This window comes from Mycobacterium sp. Marseille-P9652, assembly GCF_902652685.1.
In the GTDB taxonomy this organism is placed as follows: domain Bacteria; phylum Actinomycetota; class Actinomycetes; order Mycobacteriales; family Mycobacteriaceae; genus Mycobacterium.
Genome location: NZ_CACRUY010000004.1, coordinates 34906 through 57288, shown reverse-complemented (window position 1 = coordinate 57288; position 22383 = coordinate 34906). Strand labels below are relative to the sequence as shown.

Genomic DNA, 22383 nt, shown 5'->3' with positions numbered 1-22383 from the left:
GGTCCACCCTAGTCGAGCGCGTTGCGGCTCTTTCGGCAGAATGGAGCCAAACAGTCAGGAGAGTGATGGGTCCGACTCGCTGGCGGAAATCCACCCAAGTGTTCATCGGATTGGCCGTGCTGGCGTTCGTGGCCGCCGTCGTGGCGGCCGCGATGTTCTTCACGACCGGTGGGCACGGGTCGGGCGGCGCCCATGCGCCGATCCCGCCGCCGCACGCGCCGACGGTCAAGCCGGGGGTGACCCCGGTGAGCGACACCGCCGAGGCGCCGAGCCCCGGCGGGGTCGCGGCCGTGATGGCGCCTGTGGCGGGCGACCCGAACCTGGGCAAGCTCGGGGCCCGGGTCACCGACGCCCTGACCGGGAAGGAGCTTTGGCAGGTCGCCGGTGACCTCCCGCTGATGCCGGCGTCGACCAACAAGGTCCTGACCGCGGCCGCGGCGCTGCTGACGCTCGATCATCAGGCCCGGATCAGCACCCGGGTGGTGGCCGGCACGCAGAACGCGCAGGGGCCGGTTGTGCTCGTCGGCGCCGGGGACCCCGTGCTCTCCGCCGCGCCGCCGAACGTCGAGACCTGGTACAAGGGCGCGGCGCGCCTCAGCGACCTGGTCGAACAGATCCACCGCAGCGGCGTCACCCCCACCGCGGTGCAGGTGGACACCTCGGCGTACAGCGGACCGACGATGGCGCAGGGATGGGACGGCTCCGACGTCGGCAACGGCGACATCGCGCCGATCGAGCCGGTGATGATCGACGCCGGCCGGGTCCAGCCCACCACGGTCAACTCGCATCGGACTCTGACGCCGGCGCTGGACGCCGGCCGCGAGCTTGCCAAGGCCCTCGGGCTGGATCCCGCTGCCGTGACCCTCGCCAAGGCGCCGTCCGGGGCGCGGCAGCTGGCCGTGGTGCAGTCGGCGCCCCTGGTCCAGCGGTTGGGGGAGATGATGGAGCACTCCGACAACGTGCTGGCCGAGTGCATCGCCCGGGAGGTGGCCGCGGCGATCAACCGGCCGCAGAGCTTCGCGGGCGCGTCCGACGCGGTCACCAATCGGTTGAACACCGCGCACGTCGACACCACGGGCGCGGCGCTGGTGGATTCCAGCGGCCTTTCGGCGGACGACCGGCTGACGGCCCGGACGCTCGACGGGGTGATGCAGGCGGCGGCCGGGCCGGACCAGCCGTCGCTGCGGGCGCTGCTGGATCTCCTTCCGATCGCCGCCGGCAGCGGGACGCTGGCCGACCGGTTCACCGACGCCGCCTCCAACCTGGGCCCGGCCGGCTGGCTGCGCGCCAAGACCGGGTCGTTGACCGCCGTGAACACGTTGGCGGGGGTGCTGACCGACCGCAGCGGACGGGTGCTCACCTTCGCCTTCCTCTCCAATGCCGCGGGGCCCAACGGGCGCAACGCGGTGGACGCGCTGGCCGCCCGGCTCTGGTCTTGCGGGTGCGCATGACGGCCTCGGAGCTGACCCTCGGTACCGCCGTCGACTGGCGCTTCGCCGCCACCGTCGGGCAGCGGCTGGCCCGGCCCGGGCCGCCCTCCAGCGACTACACCCGGCGGCAGGCGATCGACGAGCTGACCCGCGCGGCCGCCAAGGCCGAACCGCCGGTGCGCGACGTCACCGGCCTGGTCACCGAGGGTGCCGTCCCGGCGGCCCACATCGTGGACCGCGCGCAGTGGATCGGCGCGGCCGCCGAATCGATGCGGCTGATGGTGAACGGCAGCGAGAAGCCGCGCGGGTTCGTCACCGGGCGCATCACCGGCGCGCAGACGGGCGCGGTGCTCGCGTTCGTCTCGTCGGGCATCCTCGGTCAGTACGACCCGTTCGCGGCCGCGCGACAGGGCCTGTTGCTGCTCGTCTATCCGAACGTGATTGCCGTCGAGCGTCAGCTCCGGGTCGACCCCTCGGACTTCCGGCTGTGGGTGTGCCTGCACGAGGTGACGCACCGGGTCCAGTTCACCGCCAACCAATGGTTGCCCGGCTACATGTCGCAGGCGCTGGAACTGCTGACCCGCGACGCCGGTGAGGACTTCGGGAAGGTCGCGGCCCGGCTGGCCGACTACGTGCGCAGCCGCGGCACCGGCACGGCCGCGGCCGACGCCGGCTCGCCGGGGATTTTGGGCCTGGTGCGGGCGGTGCAGTCCGAGCCGCAGCGCGATGCCCTCGATCAGCTGCTGGTGCTGGGCACCCTGCTGGAGGGCCACGCCGACCACGTGATGGACGCCGTCGGCCCGATGGTGGTGCCGTCGGTGGCCACCATCCGCCGCCGGTTCGACGAGCGCCGGCACCGCAAGCAGCCGCCCCTGCAGCGGCTGCTGCGCGCCCTGCTGGGGCTCGACGCCAAGATCAGCCAGTACACCCGCGGCAAGGCGTTCGTCGACCACGTCGTCGGCCGGGTCGGCATGGAGCGTTTCAACGCCGTGTGGTCCGGCCCCGACACCCTGCCGCTGCCCGCCGAGATCGAACACCCTCAGCGATGGATCGACCGGGTGCTGTAGGACAGCTGCGCGCGGCTGTCGAGGCGTTCGTCACCACCTACCTCGTCGCCGTCGATCGGTGGTGCGTCGCGCTGTCGGGCGGCCCGGATTCGCTGGCGCTCACCGCGGTGGCAGCCGGGCTGAAACCCACCACCGCGTTGATCGTCGACCACGGGCTGCAACCCGACTCGGCCGACGTCGCCGAGACCGCGCGGCTCCAGGCCCTCTCGCTGGGTTGCGTTGACGCGCAGGTGGTTCGGGTCCGGGTGGGAAACCGGGGCGGACCGGAGGCGGCCGCGCGTGCGGCGCGCTACGCCGCGCTGGGCGCCTACCGCGACGGCCCGGTGCTGCTGGGCCACACGCTCGACGACCAGGCGGAGACGGTCCTGTTGGGGCTGGGCCGCGGCTCGGGCGTGCGCTCCATCGCCGGGATGCGCCCGCACGACCAGCCGTGGTGCCGTCCGCTGCTGGGTGTTCGGCGCGCGGTGACACACGCCGCCTGCGAGGAGCTCGGCCTGACCGCGTGGCAGGACCCGCACAACGGCGACCGCCGCTTCACCCGCACCCGGCTGCGGCTGGAGGTGATGCCGCTGCTCGAGGACGTGCTGGGTGGTGGGGTGGCCGAGGCGCTTGCCCGCACGGCGACCGCGCTGCGGGAGGACACCGAGCTGATCGACGAACTCGCCGCGCGGGCACTGCCCGGGGTCGCGGCCGATGCGGGCCTTCGGGCCGTCGCACTGGCGGAGCTGCCCGGGCCGGTTCGCCGCCGTGTGATCCGCGGCTGGCTGCTGGCCGGGGGAGCGCTGGACCTGTCCGACAGGCAGATCCGGGGTGTCGACGCCCTCGTCACCGCTTGGCGCGGGCAGGGCGGCGTGGCCGTGGGGTCGTCGCTGCCGGGGGAGCGTCTCGTGGCCGGGCGGCGCGACGGCGTGCTGACATTGTGGCGCGAGCCGGTGCGCACGAAGGACGAATAGGCCCAACGGTCGCGACCCGCGTCGCCCGGCGACGCCGCGCTCGCGATCGCGACTGGCCCAATATCGGGGCTGCCGTTGGTTCTTCGCCCGTGGGCATGGCACGCTGTGGTCGTGGCCCAGTTCTCGTCGGCGACCAGCCCCGCTTCCTCCGTGGAGCTGTACCCCGGGGACATCAAGTCGGTGCTGTTGACCGAGGAGCAGATTCAGGTCCGCATCGCCGAGCTCGGTGAGGAGATCGGCAACAACTACCGCGACGTCATCACCGAGAGCGGACAAGACCTTCTCCTCATCACTGTGCTCAAGGGCGCTGTGATCTTCGTGACGGACCTGGCCCGCGCGATCCCGGTGCCGACACAGTTCGAGTTCATGGCCGTCAGCTCCTACGGGACGTCGACGTCGTCGTCCGGCGTGGTTCGAATCCTCAAGGACCTGGACCGCGACATCGAGGGCCGGGACGTCTTGATCGTCGAGGACGTCGTGGACTCCGGGCTCACCCTGTCGTGGCTGTTGCGAAACCTGTCGAGTCGGCACCCGCGCTCGCTTCGCGTGTGCACGCTGCTGCGCAAGCCCGACGCCCGCGGCGCCAACGTCGACATCGCCTACGTGGGTTTCGACATCCCCAACGACTTCGTCGTCGGGTACGGCCTGGACTACGACGAGCGTTACCGCGACCTGTCGTACATCGGCACCCTCGACCCCAGGGTCTACCAGCAGTAGCGGCTTGCGGGCTAGGGGGATGGTCGTCTGTCGCGCAAGGGTTTTCGACATACAACCCACGCCTCGCGCCGCGTGGCGGACCCTCGGTGAATGATCAGGCCTTGACCGAACGCCTTGTTGTGAGCGCCTTTTGGCGCTAGTGCCCTGGCCGGGGCCCGGCATCGACTGGCCGAAGCGCTGCGGATCGCGCGGCTTGCCGGGCGGAGTGATGTGTGGGGGGCTGAATTGGGAGGCGTCTCGTGACAACCCGTTGCTTGAGCGGTACGGTCCGACCTCGGGCTGTTCCTATGGGACACGTTCAGCCCCCCATGGGTCGAGTATGGCCCCGGAGTCGCCCGCAGCCGTAGGTTGGCCGGCCCAACTCTTCACTTATCGGCCCGATTTCGGCGGGATCATTCGTTTGCCGTCCTGTCGCGCAATTGTCGGCGTCGGGCAAAGGGATTTCTCCAAGAGCGCCAGTGCTTAATCGGTCCGGCGGGTCGCAGGCAACGAAGAGTGCTTCGACTCCCGAAGGCGTTGCAAACGGCGGTGATACGCCTCGCGGAGGCGGGGGCGCGTTGGATCTCGGCGATTGCCGGACGGCCGGCAAGCATTCGTAACCAGCAAAATGCCGGATCGTGCGGAAGCTATATGTTCATAGCGCCGCGCGCGGCGAGACCCTGAATTGTTTGAGCCGCCGGGAACGCCGACGAGCTAGTCGCGCGGCGGCTCCGACGGGGGCTTCGGCATCAGGACGCGCTGCCGCGTCGTCACCCGGAACGGATCCAAAGACTGCGATTCGTCGAGCGCCTCGCGCACGTCGTCGAGGGTGATCAGTCCGAGCTCCACCTGCAGCCAGGTGGCGCTGAGTCCGAACGCGTGGGCCGCCCGCCTGGCCTCCTCGGCGTCCGGGAAGTCGTCGGCGTTGGCGCGCCCGGCTCCGCCGTACCACCGGCCCTTGGTGACACCGCACGCGTCGCGCAGCTGCTCGACGGTGATGTCGCGGTTCAGCGTCGCCTCGAGCAGGCGCTTGAGCTCCCAACCGGCGGCGTTCGTTCGTGGCATCCCTCGAGAGTAATGGGATGCCGGAAGCCGGTCAAAGCCTCAGACCAACAGAGTGATCGGCATGGATACCGAATTCTCGCCCATTTGTTTGACACAAGTTCATAATTCATGAAACAGTGTCGAACATCAAGCCAGACCAGTCGAAACCCTGAACCGCCCCCCGCCCCCCGGCGCGGTTCGCCCCGAAGGAGAAACCACATGTCGTTTGTGACCGCACTGCCGGAGCTGCTGACGGCGGCAGCCGGCCGCCTGGAAGTGATCGGGTCGGCCGTGAGCTCGGCCAACCTGACCGCAGCGTTTCCGATCACCGGGGTGCTCCCCGCGGCCGCCGACGAAGTCTCGGCGTTCACGGCGGCGACGTTCGCCGGATATGGCCGGCTCTATCAGGCAATCAGCGCTGAGGCCGGCCTCATCCACGACGAGTTCGTCAAGACCCTTGGACTCGCCGCCAACTCCTATGCCGCCACCGAAGCAACCAACGCGATGCAGGCCGGCGGCGGCGCGATGCCCGCGGCACCCGCGGCGCCCGCGGTGCCCACTCACCTGCCGCCTGCGATGCCCGCCAGCCCGACGTCACCCGGCGCCCCGCCCGCCCCGCCGTGGCGACAGACCGCCGGCAGCGGATGCGGCGGCGCCGGCGGCGGCTACTACGGACGCGGCGGGTACGCGGCGCAGACGGCGCCGTTCACTCAAACGACCTATAGCCCGCAGACGCCCCGTTTCACCAAGACGACGTACAGCCCGCAGATGGCACCGTTCACCAAGACGACGTACAGCCCGCACGCGACGCCCGTCCACACAATTCCGGGCACTGGCGGCTACCCGACCCACACCGCTCCCGCCGGACCCGTCGAGCACACGTCTCCGGCCCGCATGGCGCCCACGGCGCCTATCACGCACGTCGCACCCCCGCACATGGCGCCGCCGGCAACAGCGCCCGCCCCGACCGGCCCGGGAGCTTTCACACAGACCGGCGCCGCTCCCGCGCACATTGCGCCCGGTGGGGGTGCGCCGCTGGCCCTGGCCGACGTGGGCCCCGGCTCGGGCGGCCATGTGTCGCCCGCCGCGCCCGCCCCGGCAACCCAGCACCTCGCGCCCTCGCAGCTGCCTCTGAGTGCACCGGACCATCTGACGCATGTCGCGCCGGTCCAGCACCCAGCGCTCAGGCACGAGGCACCCGCCGCGCCCGCGCCGTCCCCGAATCACATCACGCCGACGCACCTGCCACCGAGCGCGCCGGCCTACCCGGCGCCCGCAGCCCCCGTCCGCCTCACGCCCGCCGTCCTGGCATCGGCCTAACTACCCACGCTCGAAGAAAGGGAACTGCAATGGATTTCGCCGCCTTACCCCCGGAGATCAATTCGGGACTGATGTACGCTGGGCCGGGATCGGGGTCGATGCTGGCCGCGTCGGCAGCCTGGCAGGGCTTGGCCGCCGAGTTGCGTTCGGCCGCAACCGGGTACGGGTCCGCGATCGCCGAGCTCGCGGACACCGGATGGCAGGGGCCGTCATCGTTGGCGATGGTGACGGCCGCCGCGCCCTACGTGGCGTGGATGCACGGAACGGCCGCGCAGGCCGAGCAGGCGGGCATGCAGGCGGCCGCGGCCGCCGCCGCGCACGAGGCGGCCTTCGCGGCCACCGTCCCGCCGCCCGTCATCGCCGCCAATCGCGCGATGCTCATGGCGCTGGTCGCGACGAACTTCCTGGGTCAGAACACCCCCGCGATCGCCGCGACAGAGGCGCATTACGGCGAAATGTGGGCCCAGGACGCCGCGGCGATGTACACCTACGCCGCGGCGGCCACGACGGCCACGGTGCTGAGCCCCCTGCCGCCGGCTCCGCCGACCACCAACCCGGCCGGACTGGCCTCCGGCGTCATCGCCGCCGGCGTCAGCAACCTGCAGGGCCTGGCGACGCAAGCGGCCAACTCGCTATCCGCGATCCCGTCGGCCGTCGCATCCACGGCGCCCACGCTCGTGGGCGAGTTCGGTTCCGCCATCAGCGAGTTCACCGGCTTGCTCAATGGGCCCCTCGGCCAGGGCGCGGGCACGGCGACTATGGGCGGAATGATCGCGCCCGGCACGGCGCCGGGGACCCCGATGCCCGCCACGATGACCGTGATGCCGAGGACTTTGATGCCGGGCTTGGAGAACCCGCTTCCGGCTTCCCCCACGACGCTCAATCCGGAAATGCGCATGCAGGTGCGGCTGATGCCCGCGGCGGCCATGGGGCAGGCGGCCCCGGTCGGCGGTCTCTCGGTGCCGTCCAGCTGGACCGCGGCCGGTCCGGAGGTCGGCGCCAGCAGCGCCACGCCGCTGTCGGGTGCCGGGTCCGCGGCCCCGATGATGGCTCCCCGCGGGCTTCCCGCCGGCCAGGTGGGGGGCATGGAGGCGCGCGCGATCGGTGCTCCGCTTCGCACCAGCGTCCTGCCGCGAGTGATCGGGTGACGGAGAGGAGGACCGGCCCCTGGGAACCGTCCGGCATGACCAATCACCAACCGTGACAACACTTCTCCAAGGAGGAATCTACCAATGACCGCACGTTTTATGACCGACCCGCACGCCATGCGCGACATGGCCGGCCGCTTCGAGATGCACGCCCAGACCGTCGAGGACGAGGCCCGCAGGATGTGGGCGTCGTCGCAGAACATCTCCGGGGCGGGGTGGAGCGGGGCCGCCGAGGCCACGTCGTTCGACACCATGGGCCAGATGAATCAGGCCTTCCGGAACATCGTCGCCATGCTGCACGGCGTGCGCGACGGGCTCGTCCGGGATGCCGGCAACTACGAGCAACAAGAGCAGGCCTCGCAGCAGGTCCTGATTAGCTGACCAACCAATCCCACAGGAGACGTTCAATCATGACCATCAACTACCAGTTCGGCGACGTCGACACGCACGGCGCAACCATCCGCGCGCAAGCCGCGTCGCTCGAGGCGGAGCACCAGGCGATCGTGCGCGATGTGCTTGCGGCCGGGGACTTCTGGGGCGGGGCCGGCTCGACGGCGTGCCAACAGTTCGTCACAGACCTGGGGCGCAACTTCCAGGTGATCTACGAACAGGCCAACGCGCACGGGCAGAACGTGCAGACCGCGGGCGCCAACATGTCCACCACCGACACGGCCGTCGGGTCCAGCTGGGCCTGACCTAAGGGGTAACGAGAATCTTGCAGTGCCGCTCGGGGTCGGTGAGGTCGTCGAAGGCCTTGCCGACCCCGTCCAGTCCCACCTCTCCGGTGATCAGCGGCGACGCGTCGATGTCGCCCTCCGCCAGCGCCCGCAGCGATTCCGCGAATTCGTCCGGGCCGTAAGCCAGCACGAACTGCACGCTGATCTCCTTGGCGATCGCGAAGAACGGGTGCACGGTGTCGGCTTGCATGCACACCCCGGCGACCACCAGGCGGGTGCCCGGTCGCGCCCTGCGCAACACGTCGTCGATGATTCCGGGCACGCCCACCGCCTCGAACACCACCTTGGCCTTCACGCTGTCGAACGCCGAGCCCTGGGCGGCGTCCAGCGCGCGGTGAGCGCCCATCGCGGTCGCCAGTTCCCGGCGCTTCGGCGAAAAGTCCGACACCACAATCTCTTCCACACCACGCATCTTCAGGGCGGCGACAATCGCCACGCCGATGGGCCCGCAGCCCAGCACCAGCGCCGTCTCGCCCGGCTGGATGTCCGACTTGTTGACCGCGTGCAAGCCCACCGCCATCGGTTCGGTCAGGGCCGCCTGCTTGAAGTCCAGGCCGTTGGGGATGGGCAGCAACAGCGGCGCCGAGAGCAGCATCCGCTCGGCATAGCCGCCGATCGTGCTGTTGCTGTAGACGATCGGTTCGGCGCCCTTGTCGGACAACAGGACCGGGAGCGACGTGACGAGGGTTCCCGGCGCGAGGGTCTCCGTGTCGGGCCCGGCCTCGAGCACCTCGGCGCTGAATTCGTGACCCATGAAGATGTCCCGGCCCAGGTCGACGCCCATGCCGCCGGCGCCACCGGCCACCTCGGCGGTCATCGCGACCACCTCGTCACCGTGCGCGGCGAAATGCAGGTCCGAGCCGCAGATTCCGCAGGCGCGCACCCCGACCAGCACCTGGCCGGGCCCGGGCACCGGTTCGGGCACGTCGTCGCGGTAGACCATGCGCCCTTCGCGCAACACCGCCGCGCGCATCAGTGGCTTCCCTGTTCGGCCACGTGCTCGGTGATCGCCTTCACCACGGCCTCACCGGCGCGCCCGATCAGCTCGTCGCGCTTGCCCCGGGCCCACTCGTGCGACGAGCGCGACGCCTCCAACTGCCCCTTGAAATGCGGAATCACCTTGCGTGCCATCAGGTCATAGCAGTGATAGGTCGCCTCCGGGGACGCCCAGTCGTGGCCCAGCATCAACAACGTCCCGAAGCCGCCGGACCGCTCGAGCAGGTCTTCGATGTGCGCGATCGCGTCGTCGGGCGTGCCGATGCAGCAATTGCCCTTGGCCGCATAGTCTTCGACGAACTCGTGCGGTGTCTGAGCCGCACCGTCCACCGAGTTGGACAGCGGCACGAACCCGGCCGCCCCGAAGTAATTGGCGAAATCCTGCAGCCCATAGGTGCAATCATCGATCGCCTGCTCCCGGCTGTCGGCGACGTGCATGATGCTCAGCACCCGCCAGTGGGCCCGGTCCGGCTCGTCGCGGCCGGCCTTGGCGGCCTGCTCGGTCACCACGTCCCAGGTGTTCTCCAGCGCGGCGTAACCCCCGGGCACCGACATCGACAACGACAGCAGCGACGTGCCCAAGGCGCCGGCCAGCCTCGGGCCGGACGGGGAAATCATTGCGGCCGTGGCGAGTTCGGGGTACGGCCAGGTGTAGGGGCGGACATGCAGCTGCGCGTCGCGCAGCGTGAACCAGTCGGAGTGCCGGTCGACCCGCTCGCTGGGGCCGGCGCGGAACAACGCGAGAATGGCCTCCAGGGATTCCTGCATCATCCGCCGCTGGTCGACGGGATCGATGCCCATCATGTACGCGTCCGACGGCAGGGCCCCGGGCCCGGTGCCGAAGATGACGCGGCCCCGGGTGAGGTGGTCGAGCAGAACCCAGCGGTCGGCCACCATGAGCGGGTGGTGGTAGGGCAGCGACACCACTCCCGTGCCCAGCCGGATGTGCTTCGTCCGCTCCGCCGCGGCGGCGATGAACACCTCAGGGCAGGAGATCAGCTCGTAACCACCGGAGTGGTGCTCACCGAACCACGCCTCGTCGAACCCGAGGCGATCGAGCGCGACGACCCGCTCCATGTCGTATTCCAATGCCACCGTTGGCGATTGGCCGACGGGATGAAACGGGGTGATGAAGACACCGAAACGCAGGGGCCGGCTCATCGCAACTCCAATCCGCCGAGGAACTCCAGCAGCGCCGCATTCACCTCGTCCGGGCGCTCCTGCTGCAGCCAGTGTCCCGCCCCGTCGAGCATGACCTGGCGGTACGGACCGGAGATCACCTCGGCCGCACGGTCGGCCCGGGTGAAACCGAGCACCGGATCGGCCGTCCCGCCGATGAACAGGCAGGGCACCGCGATCTTGGCGTCGGCCAGCTCGGGTGTGGTCTCCCAGTTGCGGTCGAAGTTGCGGTACCAGTTGAGGCCGCCGGTGAAGCCGGTCCGGGCGAACTCGCTGACGTAATGGTCGAGCTCTTCCTGACTGAGCCAGTCGGGCAGGCCGTCCGGCTCCGGCAGGCGGTCGATGAAGCCCTCGGTGCCGGGCGCCACCATCCGCAGCGCGGCGCTCTGGTCGCCCGACAACCGCAGGCCGCCCAGCATCCGGCGCATCGTACGCCCGGGATCGGCGTCGAGTTCGGCGTCGGCGACGCCGGGCTCCTGGAAATAGAGGATGTAGAAGAAGTTCTCCCCGAACGTTTTCCGGAACGCCTCCGTCGGCGCCACCTGCGCCCGGGGCAGCGGCGGGACGCTCAACGCGGCGACGGCCGCCACGCGGTCCGGGTGCAGCAGCGGGGCGTTCCACACCACCACGGCGCCCCAGTCGTGACCGACCCACACTGCGCGCTCCGCGCCGACTTCGTCGAGCAGTCCGACCAGGTCGGCGGTGAGATGGTGGATGTTGTAGGCCTCGATCGCCTCGGGCCGCGACGACCCTCCGTAGCCGCGCTGGTCCGGCGCGAGCACGTGATAGCCGGCGTCGGCGAGGGCGGGTATCTGGTGGCGCCACGAGTACGCCAATTCGGGAAAGCCGTGGGCCAGGATCACCACCGGCGCGCCGCGGTCACCCGCCTCGACGATCCTCAGCTGCACACCGTTGGTATCGACCAACCGCTCGGTTAAAGGGGGCACCGTCACACCAAAGCACAATGGCTGCGGGCAGAGAAGGACTTGGCTTAGGGCAATTGCGGCCCTCCGGCTGCGCCCACGGCGGATACTCGCCCCGTCGGCGCGAGGCAGGGAGGTGGGCACACATGAGGCGGCTGGACCATGTCGTGCTGTGGACGAGGGATCCGCGGGCGTCGATGGACTTCTACACCCGCGTCGTCGGGTTGGAGCCGGTGCGTTTCACGGAGTACGAGGCCGGGGAGGCTCCGTTCCCCAGCGTCCGGGTGTGCGAAGACTCCATCATCGATCTCATGCCGGTCGACAGTGTGGGCTCCACCGAGTCGCTGACGAACGCGGCCGGCAGCGCCGGGCATCCGGTCAACCACGTGTGCCTGGCCCTGTCCCGTTCGGAATTCGATGCGCTGGACCGGCGCCTGCAGGCCGAAGGGGTGAACACCGGCGCGCGGCTGCACCGCAGCTACGGGGCGCGGGGACGGGCCCCGGAGGCCTTCTACTTCGCCGATCCCGACGGCAATGTGGTCGAAGCCCGTTACTACGAGTAGCGCCGCGCACCGCGTCGGGTACCCCGAGCGTCACGCCAGCGTGACCATCGGCGTCGGCCGTCACTCCAGCATGACGCTCGAGGCGGGCGAACAATCGGGAACCCTCGCTCGTTGACTTAGCGACCTGGCGACCCGCTTCGCCCCGGCTCTGCCGGGGCTTGCGATCGCCAGGAGCGGTAGCCTGGACTTTTCCAGCTGTGTGTATCGGGAAGGAACCTGGCCTGCACGGCCGATGATTGATGAACCGTAAAAACTTGATCCGCACACTGACGGCGATCGCCGTGGTCGTGCTCCTCGGCTGGTCGTTCTTCTACTTCAGCGACGACACCCGAGGGTACAAGCCCGTCGACACGTCGGTCGCGATGGCGCAAATCAAGGGCGACAACGTCAAGAGCGCGCAGATCGACGACCGGGAGCAGCAGCTGAGGTTGACCCTGAAGAAGGGCAACGGCGACACCGACAACTCCGACAAGGTCATCACCAAGTACCCGAGCGGGTACGCCGTCGACCTGTTCAACGCGCTGAGCGCCAAGAACGCGAAGATCAGCACGGTCGTCAACCAGGGCAGCATTTTGGGCGAGCTGCTCGTGTACGTGCTGCCGCTGCTGTTGCTCGTGGGCCTGTTCGTGATGTTCTCCCGCATGCAGGGGGGCGCGCGCATGGGCTTCGGCTTCGGCAAGTCCCGCGCCAAGATGCTCAACAAGGACATGCCGAAGACGACGTTCGCGGACGTGGCGGGCGTCGACGAGGCGGTCGAAGAGCTCTACGAGATCAAGGACTTCCTGCAGAATCCGGGGCGCTACCAGGCGCTGGGCGCCAAGATCCCCCGCGGCGTGCTGCTCTACGGCCCGCCCGGGACCGGTAAGACGCTGCTGGCCCGCGCGGTCGCCGGCGAGGCCGGGGTTCCGTTCTTCACGATTTCAGGTTCCGACTTCGTCGAGATGTTCGTCGGCGTCGGCGCGTCGCGGGTGCGGGACCTGTTCGAACAGGCCAAGCAGAACAACCCGTGCATCATCTTCGTCGACGAGATCGACGCGGTCGGCCGCCAGCGCGGCGCCGGCCTGGGCGGCGGCCACGACGAACGCGAGCAGACGCTCAACCAGCTGTTGGTCGAGATGGACGGATTCGACCCACGGGCCGGCGTCATCCTCATCGCGGCCACCAACCGGCCCGACATCCTCGACCCGGCGCTCTTGCGGCCCGGCCGCTTCGACAGGCAGATCCCCGTCTCCAACCCAGACATGGCCGGGCGCCGCGCGGTGCTCGAAGTGCACTCCAAGGGCAAGCCGATCGGGCCCGACGCCGACCTCGACGGCCTGGCCAAGCGCACCGTCGGGATGACCGGGGCCGACCTGGCCAACGTGATCAACGAGGCGGCGCTGTTGACCGCCCGCGAGAACGGCACCGTCATCACCGGCGCCGCCCTCGAGGAGGCGGTGGACCGGGTGATCGGCGGCCCGCGCCGCAAGGGCCGCATCATCAGCGAGCAGGAGAAGAAGATCACCGCCTACCACGAGGGCGGACACACCCTGGCCGCGTGGGCGATGCCCGACATCGAGCCGATCTACAAGGTGACGATCCTGGCCCGCGGCCGCAGCGGCGGGCACGCGGTGGCGGTGCCCGAGGAGGACAAAGGCCTGCGCACCCGTTCGGAGATGATCGCGCAGTTGGTGTTCGCGATGGGCGGGCGTGCCGCCGAGGAACTGGTGTTCCGCGAGCCCACGACCGGGGCGGTGTCCGACATCGAGCAGGCCACCAAGATCGCGCGCGCGATGGTCACCGAGTTCGGCATGAGCTCCAAGCTCGGCGCCGTGAAGTACGGCACCGAACACGGCGACCCGTTCCTCGGTCGCACCATGGGCACCCAGGCCGACTACTCCCACGAGGTCGCCCGCGACATCGACGACGAGGTTCGCAAGCTGATCGAGGCCGCGCACACCGAGGCCTGGGAGATCCTCACCGAATACCGCGACATCCTCGACACGCTCGCGGGGGAGCTGCTGGAGAAAGAGACGCTGCACCGCGCCGAGCTCGAGGGCATCTTCTCCGGCGTCGAAAAACGCCCCCGCCTCACGATGTTCGACGACTTCGGCGGCCGGATCCCGTCGGACAAGCCCCCGATCAAGACGCCCGGCGAGCTCGCCATGGAGCGCGGCGAGCCGTGGCCCCCACCGGTCAAGGAGCCCGCCTTCAAGGCGGCCATCGCGCGGGCCAGCCAGGAGGCCGAGGCCGCGCGGGTGGCGGCCGATCGAAACGCCAACGGCGGCAATGGTTCTCACGGCGCCGCTAATCGGCAGGGCGCCCCCAACGGGCCGACCCAGCCCGACTACGGTGCGCCGGCGGGCTGGCGTGCGCCGGGCTGGCCTCCGCAGGAGCAACCTCCCGGCTACTGGTATCCGCAGCCGCTCCAGCCTCAGCAGCCCCCGATGCCGCAACAGCCGCAGCCGTACTGGCCGCAGCCCGCGCAGCACTACCCGGGTCAGGCCCCCCCGTCCTACCCCCCCTATCCGCCGTATCCGCCGCCGGGGCAAGCCGCTCCGGATGCCGGAAGGTCTCCCGAGCAGCAGGATGACGACGTGAGCCGGTCAAACCCGCCGGCCCACGGCTGACGAACGGAGGTTTCCATGGCGTTGACCGACTTCGGGCCGGACACTGCCACTCCACGGGTATTCGACCAGGCGCGCGCCGAGGCCGCGGTCCGCGAGCTCCTGTATGCCGTCGGCGAGGACCCGGACCGGCACGGCCTGCGCGACACCCCGGCCCGCGTCGCGCGGGCCTATCGCGAAATCTTCGCCGGGCTGTACACCGAACCCGAGAGCGTGTTGAACGCCATGTTCGACGAGGACCATGACGAACTGGTCCTGGTCAAGGAAATCCCGATGTACTCGACCTGCGAGCACCATCTGGTGTCGTTCCACGGCGTCGCCCACGTGGGCTACATTCCCGGCACCGACGGCCGGGTCACCGGCCTGTCGAAGATCGCGCGGTTGGTGGACCTCTACGCCAAGCGGCCGCAGGTTCAGGAGCGGCTCACCAGCCAGATCGCCGACGCCCTGGTCAACAAGCTCAACCCGCGCGGCGTCATCGTCGTGATCGAGGCGGAGCACCTCTGCATGGCGATGCGCGGCGTTCGCAAGCCGGGCGCCACCACCACGACGTCCGCCGTGCGGGGCCTGTTCAAGAGCAGTGCCGCGTCCCGGGCAGAAGCGCTCGATCTCATCCTGCGTAAGTGAGCCCTTTGAGTCCACTGCCGGTGCAGGTTATGGGTGTTCTCAATGTCACCGATGACTCGTTCTCCGACGGCGGCCGCTACCTCGACTCCGACGACGCCGTGGCGCACGGACTGGCCATGGCCGCAGATGGCGCGAGCATCGTCGACGTCGGGGGCGAGTCGACCAGGCCCGGTGCCACCCGCATCGATCCGCAGGTCGAGGCGCAACGCGTCGTCCCCGTCGTCAAAGAGCTTGCGGCACAGGGCGTCACGGTCAGCATCGACACCATGCACGCCGATGTGGCGCGGGCAGCCCTGGACAGCGGCGCTCGGATAATCAACGACGTCTCGGGCGGCCGGGCCGATCCGGCGATGGCGCCCCTGGTGGCGGAGGCCGGTGTGCCGTGGGTGCTGATGCACTGGCGGCCGGTGTCGCCGGACCAGCCCCATGCGGTGCCGCCGTACCGCGACGTGGTGGCCGAAGTCCGCGCCGAACTCCTTGCGAGCGTCGACGAAGCGGTGGCCGCGGGCGTCGATCCCGCCAATGTGGTGATCGATCCCGGCCTCGGATTCGCCAAGACGGGACAACACAATTGGGCGCTCCTGCGGGCCCTGCCACAATTCGTCGCCACCGGGATCCCGGTCCTCCTGGGCGCCTCGCGCAAACGTTTCCTCGGAACGTTGCTGGCCGGGCCCGACGGGTCGCCCCGCCCGCCCGACGGGCGCGAGACGGCGACCGCCGTGATTTCCGCGCTGGCAGCCCTGTACGGGGCATGGGGGGTGCGCGTGCATGACGTGCGGGCCTCGACGGACGCCGTCAAGGTGGTGGCTGCCTGGGTGGGGGTCAGAAGCGATGGCTGATCGAATTGAACTGCGGGGGTTGACCGTTCGCGGCCGGCACGGGGTGTTCGACCACGAACGCGCTGACGGCCAGGATTTTGTCGTGGACATCACGGTGTGGATCGACCTCGCGGCCGCGGCCGCCAGCGACGACCTGGCCGACACCTACGACTACGGAGCGCTCGCCCAACTCGCGGCCGACATCGTGGCCGGCCCCCCGCGCAACCTGATCGAGGGGGTCGGCGCCGAGATCGCCGACCGGGTGATGGCCGACGAGCGCGTGCACGCCGTCGAGGTGACGGTGCACAAGCCGCGCGCGCCGATCCCGCACGAGTTCGCCGACGTCGCGGTGGTCGTTCGCCGTTCGCGGCGCGGCGGGCGCGGCTCTATCGTCCCCGTCGGCAGGGCCCTGTGACTCGCGTCGTCCTGTCGATCGGGTCCAACCTGGGCGATCGGCGGGCGCGGTTGCAGTCGGTCGTCGACGGACTGGGTGACGCCGTGGTCGCCGTCTCCCCGGTCTACGAGACGGACCCGTGGGGGCGCACGGACCAGGCGCCATTCCTCAACGCGGTGCTGATCGCCGACGACCCCTCGCTCGACGGGCAGGGCTGGCTGCGCCGAGCGCAGGACTTCGAGCGGGCGGCCGGTCGCGTCCGGGGCGAGCGCTGGGGACCCCGCACCCTCGACGTCGACCTGATCGCGTGTTACGAGACCGGCCCGTCAGGACAGGCCCTCGAACTGACCTCCCGCGAGAACAACCTGACGCTGCCGCACCCCCTGGCCCATCTGCGTGCCTTCGTGATGGTGCCGTGGCTCGCCGTCGACCCCGACGCACGCATCACCGTCGCCGAGGGCCCACAACCCGTCGCCCGGTTGCTCGCCGAACTGGACCCCGCCGATCGCGCCGGTGTCCGACTGTCCGACGTCACCCTCACGCTCCCCGGAACGGGCGGCTGAATGGGGCCGACGAGGAAGCGTGACCTGACGGTTGCGGTGGTCGGCGCCGCGGTGGTGGGGTACCTGCTGGTGACCGGCCTGTTCCGGTACTTCCCGCCGATCACGGTGTGGACCGGCCTGTCGTTGCTCGCGGCCGCCGTCGCCGAGGCGCTGTGGGCCCGGTACGTGCGGGCCAAGATCAACGACGGCGAGATCGGGGTGGGAACCGGCCGGTTGCACCCGCTCGCGGTGGCGCGCAGCCTCACGGTCGCCAAGGCGTCGGCCTGGGTGGGCGCATTGATGCTCGGCTGGTGGGTCGGGGTGCTCGCCTACTTCCTGCCTCGGCGGTCGTGGCTGCGCGTCGCCGCCGAGGACACCACGGGCACGACGGTCGCCGCCATCAGCGCCCTCGCGCTGATTGCCGCCGCGCTCTGGCTCGAGCATTGCTGCAAGTCCCCGCCGGACCCGACCGAACACGGCGAGGGCGCGGAGAGCTAGCGGCGATTGTTAGCGCTCAAGGCGTAGCCGGGCGACGCGGGTCGTCGCCATCGGGTCTAGCGGGGATTGCGGGACCGCGAACCCGGCCGAGAATCGCCGAACCTGCGCGACACGCGGAATGACCTCCCACAGGTACAGTCAGGCCATGACCGTTCTGTCCCGCGGCGCCCGCGTTCGGCGCGGCGGCCGCAGGCCGGGGTGGGTGCTCTTGACGGCGTTGCTGGTCCTGGCGATCGGGGCCAGTTCCGCGCTGGTGTTCACCAATCGGGTGGAACTGCTCAAGCTCGCTGTAATCCTGGCGCTGTGGGCCGCAGTCGCCGGTGCCTTCGTTTCGGTGCTCTACCGTCGGCAAAGCGATGCCGACCAGGCCCGCGTCCGCGACCTCAAGCTCGTCTACGACCTCCAGCTGGACCGGGAGATCTCGGCCCGCAGGGAGTACGAGCTCACCGTGGAGTCGCAGCTTCGTCGCGAGCTTGCCTCCGAGCTGCGGGCGCAGGCCGAAGACGACCTGGCGGCGCTGCGTGCCGAGCTGAGCGCCCTGCGCACCAGCCTCGAGGTGCTGTTCGACACCGACCTGCAGCACCGGCCGGCGCTCGAGACCGTCGAGACCGAAGCGCCTCCGGAGCGGGCGTACAGCGAGTGGGACCGCAACGGCGACAGCCCCCGCTCGGCTCCCGCCGACTGGGTCTCCAGCGACCGGGTCACCACGGTGCCCCAGGACCGCCCGCCCGCCCGCGCCGACGAGACCGCCATCATCGACGTCACCGAGGTGGGGGTGCCGCCCGTCGACGGGGGACCGCTGTTGCCGCCCCGGCAGCCCACACAGCCCGAACGGGTGAATTCCGCCTACGAGGGACCGCGGGAAGCCCCCGACGCCGCAGCGTACGGCCCCCCGCCGGAGCCGGAGCCGCGGTTCGAGCCGCGCCACCGGCCGCCGCCCCAGCCCGAGCAGCCCCAGCCGCAACCGCAGATGCAAGGCTGGCAGCCCGCGCCGGCGACCGGACTGTGGTTGCCGCCCGGCGCGCCAGGCAGCCAATGGGTCGGCGGCGAGCCGGTCGTCGCACCCGTCGATCCGCTGACCGGGCGGCGCGCACGGCATTCGGATCCGGACCAACCGCTGGACGGCGCGCCCGTCGCGGCCACGCCTCCGGATCCGTACGCCGACGCCGGCCGCAGAGCCCGCTCGCGGCATTCCGCCGAGTACCGCGACTACGGTGTGCGCAACTTCACGTCCGGCGAATCCGGCGTCGAGACGCCGCCGGCGCCACAAGCGCCGCCGCCACCGGCCGCCGCGCCGGCCGCCGCCGCCCCGACACCGCCCGCGCCGCCCTCACCTGCGGCCGAGCCACCACCACCGCAGATGGCGCCGCCGCCGAACCGACGGCACCGCAGCGCCGATTCGTGGTCGGAGGGGTCGGACGACGGCTCGCAGAGCGGCGGCCAGTCGGTCGCCGAGCTCCTGGCCCGGCTGCAGGTACAGCCGTCCGGGGGCGGCCGGCGTCGTCGCCGCGACGGCTGATCTCGGTTCCGCCCGGCGAATCCATTACAGTTTTAGTGACCGTCCGGTACCCGAGCCATGGGACTGGAACGAACGAAGATCCATGTGAGGTCGTCTGCGATGGTGCAGTTCGACGGGCTGCGCCCGGCCAGGCTGAAGGTGGGAATCATCTCCGCCGGCCGGGTGGGCACCGCTCTCGGCGTCGCGCTGGAGCGCGCTGACCACGTCGTCGTGGCGTGCAGCGCCATCTCCCGTGCGTCGCGCCAGCGCGCCGAGCGCCGGCTGCCCGACACCCCGGTGGTCCCGCCTCAGGAGGTCGCCGCCGGCGCCGAACTGCTGCTGCTCGCGGTTCCCGACAGCGAACTCGCCGGCCTCGTGTCCGGCCTGGCCGCGACGGCGGCGGTGCGGCCGGGGACCATCGTCGCGCACACCTCCGGCGCCAACGGCATTGGCGTGCTGGAGCCGCTGGCGCGGGCCGGCTGCACGCCGCTGGCCATCCACCCCGCGATGACGTTCACCGGCTCCGACGAGGACATCAGCCGGCTGCCGGACACCTGCTTCGGGATCACCGCGGCCGACGAAGTCGGGCATGCGATCGGGCAGTCGCTGGTCCTGGAGATGGGCGGCGAGCCGTTCTGCGTGCCCGAGGACGCCCGCGTTCTCTACCACGCGGCTCTGGCACACGCGGGCAACCACATCGTGACCGTGCTCGCCGACGCGCTCGACGCGTTGCGCGCGGCGCTGCGCGGCAGCGAACTGCTGGGCCAACAACTGGTCGACGACCAGCCGGGCGGCCTCGCCGAGCGGATCGTGAGCCCGCTGGCCCGCGCCGCGCTGGAGAACACCCTGCAGCGCGGCCAGGCCGCGCTCACCGGCCCGGTGGCCCGCGGGGACGCTGCCGCCGTCGCCGGCCACCTGTCCGCGCTCGAATGCGCCGACCCCGAACTCGCGCACGCCTACCGCGTCAACGCCCTGCGCACCGCCCGGCGCGCACACGCGCCCTCCGACGTCGTCGAGGTGCTGGCGCGATGAGCCCCGTCCAGGGCAAGCCACCCGCCTTCAAACCCGGCGAGCTCAACGTCTACTCGCGGCCCAGCGACGTCAGCGATGTCAGCCGCGCGCTGCGGCACACCGGCCGGCGGGTGATGCTGGTGCCGACCATGGGCGCCCTGCACGACGGGCACCTCTCGCTGGTGCGCGCGGCCAAGCGGGTCCCCGGGTCGGTGGTGGTCGTCTCGATCTTCGTCAACCCGCTGCAGTTCGGCGCCGGTGAAGACCTCGACGCCTATCCCAGGACCCTCGACGACGATCTGGCGCTGCTGAGCGACGAAGGCGTCGACATCGTGTTCGCGCCGACGGCCGCGTCGATGTATCCGGACGGCCTGCGCACCACCGTCCAGCCCGGGCCGCTGGCCGCCGAGCTGGAGGGAAGTGCCCGGCCGACGCACTTCGCGGGCGTGCTCACCGTGGTGATGAAGCTGCTGCAGATCGTCCGCCCCGATCGAGTGTTCTTCGGGGAGAAGGACTATCAGCAGCTGGTCCTGATCCGGCAGATGGTCGCCGACCTGAACCTCGACGTGTCCGTCGTGGCGGTGCCGACCGTCCGGGAGGTCGACGGGCTGGCGATGTCGTCGCGCAATCGCTACCTCGATCCCGTCCAGCGGGAGGCCGCCGTCGCGCTCTCGGCGGCGCTGACGGCGGGAGGGCACGCCGCGCAGCACGGCCCGCAGGCCGCCCTGGCCGCGGCGCGCGCCGTGCTCGACGCCGTGCCCGGCATCACGGTCGACTATCTCGAGCTGCGCGACCTCGAACTCGGGCCGCTACGGGCCGGCAGGCCGGGCCGCCTGCTCGTCGCGGCGCGGCTGGGCGCCACCAGGCTCCTGGACAATGTCGCGATCAACATCGCAACTTCGCCGGCACCGATCGGGCCGGACGACTATCGGGACACCCTCGAATCACGTTGGAGGAATTGATGTTACGAACGATGCTCAAGTCGAAGATCCACCGCGCCACCGTCACGCAGGCCGACCTGCACTACGTCGGCTCGGTCACCATCGACGCTGACCTGATGGACGCCGCGGACCTGCTCGAGGGCGAACAGGTGACCATCGTCGACATCGACAACGGCGCTCGCCTCGTCACCTACGCGATCACCGGCGAGCGCGGCTCCGGCGTCATCGGAATCAACGGCGCCGCAGCCCATCTCGTACATCCCGGCGACCTGGTCATCCTGATCGCCTACGGCACCATGGAGGACGCGGAGGCGCGCGCCTACCGTCCACGGATCGTGTTCGTCGACGCCGACAACAAGCCCGTCGACCTCGGGCACGACCCGGCCTTCGTCCCGGCCGACGCCTCGGATCTCCTCGACCCACGGATCGGCGTGGGATAGACGTGCTGCTGGCCATCGACGTCCGCAACACCCACACCGTCGTCGGACTGATCTCGGGCTCCAAAGAGCACGCGAAGGTCATGCAGCAGTGGCGGATTCGCACCGAGTCCGAGATCACCGCGGACGAACTGGCGCTCACCATCGACGGCCTGATCGGCGACGACTCCGACCGGCTCACCGGCGCCGCCGCCCTGTCGACCGTCCCGTCGGTGCTGCACGAGGTGCGCATCATGCTCGACCAGTACTGGCCGTCGATTCCGCACGTGCTGATCGAGCCCGGCGTGCGGACGGGCATCCCGCTGCTGGTCGACAACCCGAAAGAGGTTGGCGCCGACCGGATCGTCAACTGCCTGGCCGCCTTTCACAAGTTCGGCAGCGCCGCGATCGTCATCGACTTCGGCTCCTCGATCTGCGTGGACGTGGTGTCGGCCAAGGGGGAGTTCCTCGGCGGCGCGATCGCCCCGGGGCTGCAGGTGTCGTCCGACGCCGCCGCGGCCCGGTCAGCCGCGCTGCGCCGCGTGGAGCTGACGCGCCCCCGCTCGGTGGTCGGCAAGAACACCGTCGAGTGCATGCAGTCGGGTGCGGTGTTCGGATTCGCCGGGTTGGTCGACGGCCTGGTGACCCGCATCCGCGAGGAGGTGGACGGCTTCTCCGGCGAGCCGGGGAACCAGGTCGCGATCGTGGCCACCGGGCACACCGCCCCGCTGCTGCTGCCCGAGCTGCACACCGTCGACCACTACGACCAGCACCTGACCCTGCAGGGCCTGCGGTTGGTGTTCGAACGCAACCGGGACGTCCAGCGCGGTCGGCTCAAGACCGCGCGCTGAGCCTGGGGAGCCTTGCCCCGGCCCTTCGCCCGGCGTTTCGGACGCCCAGCCGCATCGAGCCTGCGCTGAGCGCGTCTCTTGGAGCGGATCTCGCACCGCCGGCGCAGGCTCGACGCCGTCGGCGC

General features: G+C 70.6%; 23 protein-coding genes and 1 pseudogene. 20 read left to right on the top strand and 4 right to left on the bottom strand.

Going from position 1 to position 22383, the window contains the following annotated elements:
- The first annotated feature begins 65 nt into the window (after nt 1-65).
- The 4 genes from dacB (at nt 66) to hpt (ending at nt 4167) form a co-directional block, all read left to right on the top strand.
- A complete protein-coding gene (gene dacB, locus GPY60_RS04100; RefSeq protein WP_156686448.1) occupies nt 66-1451 on the top strand; it encodes a D-alanyl-D-alanine carboxypeptidase/D-alanyl-D-alanine endopeptidase in 1386 nt (461 codons plus the stop codon).
- Nucleotides 1448-2497, top strand: a complete 1050-nt coding sequence (locus tag GPY60_RS04095) for a zinc-dependent metalloprotease (protein WP_156686361.1) — start codon at nt 1448-1450, stop codon at nt 2495-2497. The genes dacB and GPY60_RS04095 overlap by 4 nt, the downstream gene beginning before the upstream one ends.
- Nucleotides 2476-3450, top strand: coding sequence for a tRNA lysidine(34) synthetase TilS (tilS, locus tag GPY60_RS04090; RefSeq protein WP_156686360.1), 975 nt, complete (start codon nt 2476-2478; stop codon nt 3448-3450). The genes GPY60_RS04095 and tilS overlap by 22 nt, the downstream gene beginning before the upstream one ends.
- Nucleotides 3451-3555: 105 nt before the next feature.
- On the top strand, nt 3556-4167 hold the full coding sequence (gene hpt / locus GPY60_RS04085) for a hypoxanthine phosphoribosyltransferase (protein ID WP_197283524.1): 612 nt from the start codon (nt 3556-3558) through the stop codon (nt 4165-4167).
- Nucleotides 4168-4860: 693 nt separating this feature from the next.
- Here hpt and GPY60_RS04080 read toward each other — a convergent pair.
- On the bottom strand, nt 4861-5211 hold the full coding sequence (locus GPY60_RS04080) for a hypothetical protein (RefSeq protein WP_156686358.1): 351 nt from the start codon (nt 5209-5211) through the stop codon (nt 4861-4863).
- A gap of 198 nt (nt 5212-5409) precedes the next feature.
- Between GPY60_RS04080 and GPY60_RS27665 the strand changes: the two are divergent.
- From GPY60_RS27665 to GPY60_RS04060, 4 genes and pseudogenes are all read left to right on the top strand, one after another.
- A pseudogene (locus GPY60_RS27665) lies at nt 5410-5706 on the top strand (PE family protein); the annotation flags it as partial.
- Nucleotides 5707-6539: 833 nt separating this feature from the next.
- The gene (locus GPY60_RS27490) at nt 6540-7658 is read left to right on the top strand and encodes a PPE family protein (protein WP_156686356.1); all 1119 of its coding nucleotides are present in this window, start codon (nt 6540-6542) and stop codon (nt 7656-7658) included.
- A gap of 84 nt (nt 7659-7742) precedes the next feature.
- Nucleotides 7743-8039, top strand: a complete 297-nt coding sequence (locus GPY60_RS04065; RefSeq protein WP_156686355.1) for a WXG100 family type VII secretion target — start codon at nt 7743-7745, stop codon at nt 8037-8039.
- Between the two features lie 29 nt (nt 8040-8068).
- Nucleotides 8069-8353 (top strand): WXG100 family type VII secretion target, encoded by a 285-nt coding sequence (locus tag GPY60_RS04060; RefSeq protein WP_156686354.1) that lies wholly within the window; start codon nt 8069-8071, stop codon nt 8351-8353.
- Between the two features lies 1 nt (nt 8354).
- Here GPY60_RS04060 and GPY60_RS04055 read toward each other — a convergent pair whose 3' ends face one another.
- From GPY60_RS04055 to GPY60_RS04045, 3 genes are read right to left on the bottom strand one after another with little or no spacing between them, the layout of a single operon-like run.
- Nucleotides 8355-9368 carry a zinc-binding dehydrogenase gene (locus GPY60_RS04055; RefSeq protein WP_156686353.1) on the bottom strand — a complete coding sequence of 338 codons (1014 nt, stop codon included), beginning with the start codon at nt 9366-9368 and terminating at the stop codon, nt 8355-8357.
- The gene (locus GPY60_RS04050; RefSeq protein ID WP_156686352.1) at nt 9368-10552 is read right to left on the bottom strand and encodes an LLM class flavin-dependent oxidoreductase; all 1185 of its coding nucleotides are present in this window, start codon (nt 10550-10552) and stop codon (nt 9368-9370) included. The genes GPY60_RS04055 and GPY60_RS04050 overlap by 1 nt, the downstream gene beginning before the upstream one ends.
- The gene (locus GPY60_RS04045) at nt 10549-11517 is read right to left on the bottom strand and encodes an alpha/beta fold hydrolase (RefSeq protein WP_156686351.1); all 969 of its coding nucleotides are present in this window, start codon (nt 11515-11517) and stop codon (nt 10549-10551) included. The genes GPY60_RS04050 and GPY60_RS04045 overlap by 4 nt, the downstream gene beginning before the upstream one ends.
- Before the next feature lie 122 nt (nt 11518-11639).
- On the opposite strand from GPY60_RS04045, the gene GPY60_RS04040 reads away from it, so the two are divergent.
- The 12 genes from GPY60_RS04040 to GPY60_RS03985 all read left to right on the top strand — a co-directional run bounded on the left by GPY60_RS04040 (nt 11640) and on the right by GPY60_RS03985 (nt 22258).
- Nucleotides 11640-12056 carry a VOC family protein gene (locus GPY60_RS04040; RefSeq protein ID WP_156686350.1) on the top strand — a complete coding sequence of 139 codons (417 nt, stop codon included), beginning with the start codon at nt 11640-11642 and terminating at the stop codon, nt 12054-12056.
- Between the two features lie 239 nt (nt 12057-12295).
- Complete coding sequence (ftsH, locus tag GPY60_RS04035; protein ID WP_156686349.1) at nt 12296-14665, top strand: ATP-dependent zinc metalloprotease FtsH; 2370 nt, start codon at nt 12296-12298, stop codon at nt 14663-14665.
- A gap of 15 nt (nt 14666-14680) precedes the next feature.
- The gene (gene folE / locus GPY60_RS04030; protein ID WP_156686348.1) at nt 14681-15289 is read left to right on the top strand and encodes a GTP cyclohydrolase I FolE; all 609 of its coding nucleotides are present in this window, start codon (nt 14681-14683) and stop codon (nt 15287-15289) included.
- 5 nt (nt 15290-15294) lie between these two features.
- Nucleotides 15295-16128 (top strand): dihydropteroate synthase, encoded by an 834-nt coding sequence (gene folP, locus GPY60_RS04025; RefSeq protein WP_156686447.1) that lies wholly within the window; start codon nt 15295-15297, stop codon nt 16126-16128.
- Nucleotides 16121-16522: a dihydroneopterin aldolase gene (gene folB, locus GPY60_RS04020; protein ID WP_156686347.1), complete on the top strand. Its 402-nt coding sequence runs from the start codon at nt 16121-16123 to the stop codon at nt 16520-16522. Before folP ends, folB begins: the two co-directional genes overlap by 8 nt.
- Nucleotides 16519-17064 (top strand): 2-amino-4-hydroxy-6-hydroxymethyldihydropteridine diphosphokinase, encoded by a 546-nt coding sequence (gene folK / locus GPY60_RS04015; RefSeq protein ID WP_156686346.1) that lies wholly within the window; start codon nt 16519-16521, stop codon nt 17062-17064. The genes folB and folK overlap by 4 nt, the downstream gene beginning before the upstream one ends.
- The gene (locus tag GPY60_RS04010) at nt 17065-17541 is read left to right on the top strand and encodes a DUF3180 domain-containing protein (protein ID WP_156686345.1); all 477 of its coding nucleotides are present in this window, start codon (nt 17065-17067) and stop codon (nt 17539-17541) included. It begins immediately after the preceding gene.
- Nucleotides 17542-17686: 145 nt separating this feature from the next.
- Nucleotides 17687-19060, top strand: a complete 1374-nt coding sequence (locus GPY60_RS04005) for a DUF6779 domain-containing protein (RefSeq protein WP_156686344.1) — start codon at nt 17687-17689, stop codon at nt 19058-19060.
- Between the two features lie 99 nt (nt 19061-19159).
- The gene (locus GPY60_RS04000; RefSeq protein ID WP_156686343.1) at nt 19160-20071 is read left to right on the top strand and encodes a Rossmann-like and DUF2520 domain-containing protein; all 912 of its coding nucleotides are present in this window, start codon (nt 19160-19162) and stop codon (nt 20069-20071) included.
- Nucleotides 20068-21012, top strand: coding sequence for a pantoate--beta-alanine ligase (panC, locus tag GPY60_RS03995; protein WP_156686342.1), 945 nt, complete (start codon nt 20068-20070; stop codon nt 21010-21012). The genes GPY60_RS04000 and panC overlap by 4 nt, the downstream gene beginning before the upstream one ends.
- Nucleotides 21012-21431, top strand: a complete 420-nt coding sequence (gene panD / locus GPY60_RS03990; protein WP_156686341.1) for an aspartate 1-decarboxylase — start codon at nt 21012-21014, stop codon at nt 21429-21431. The genes panC and panD overlap by 1 nt, the downstream gene beginning before the upstream one ends.
- A gap of 2 nt (nt 21432-21433) precedes the next feature.
- Complete coding sequence (locus GPY60_RS03985) at nt 21434-22258, top strand: type III pantothenate kinase (protein ID WP_156686340.1); 825 nt, start codon at nt 21434-21436, stop codon at nt 22256-22258.
- Nucleotides 22259-22383: the final 125 nt, after the last annotated feature.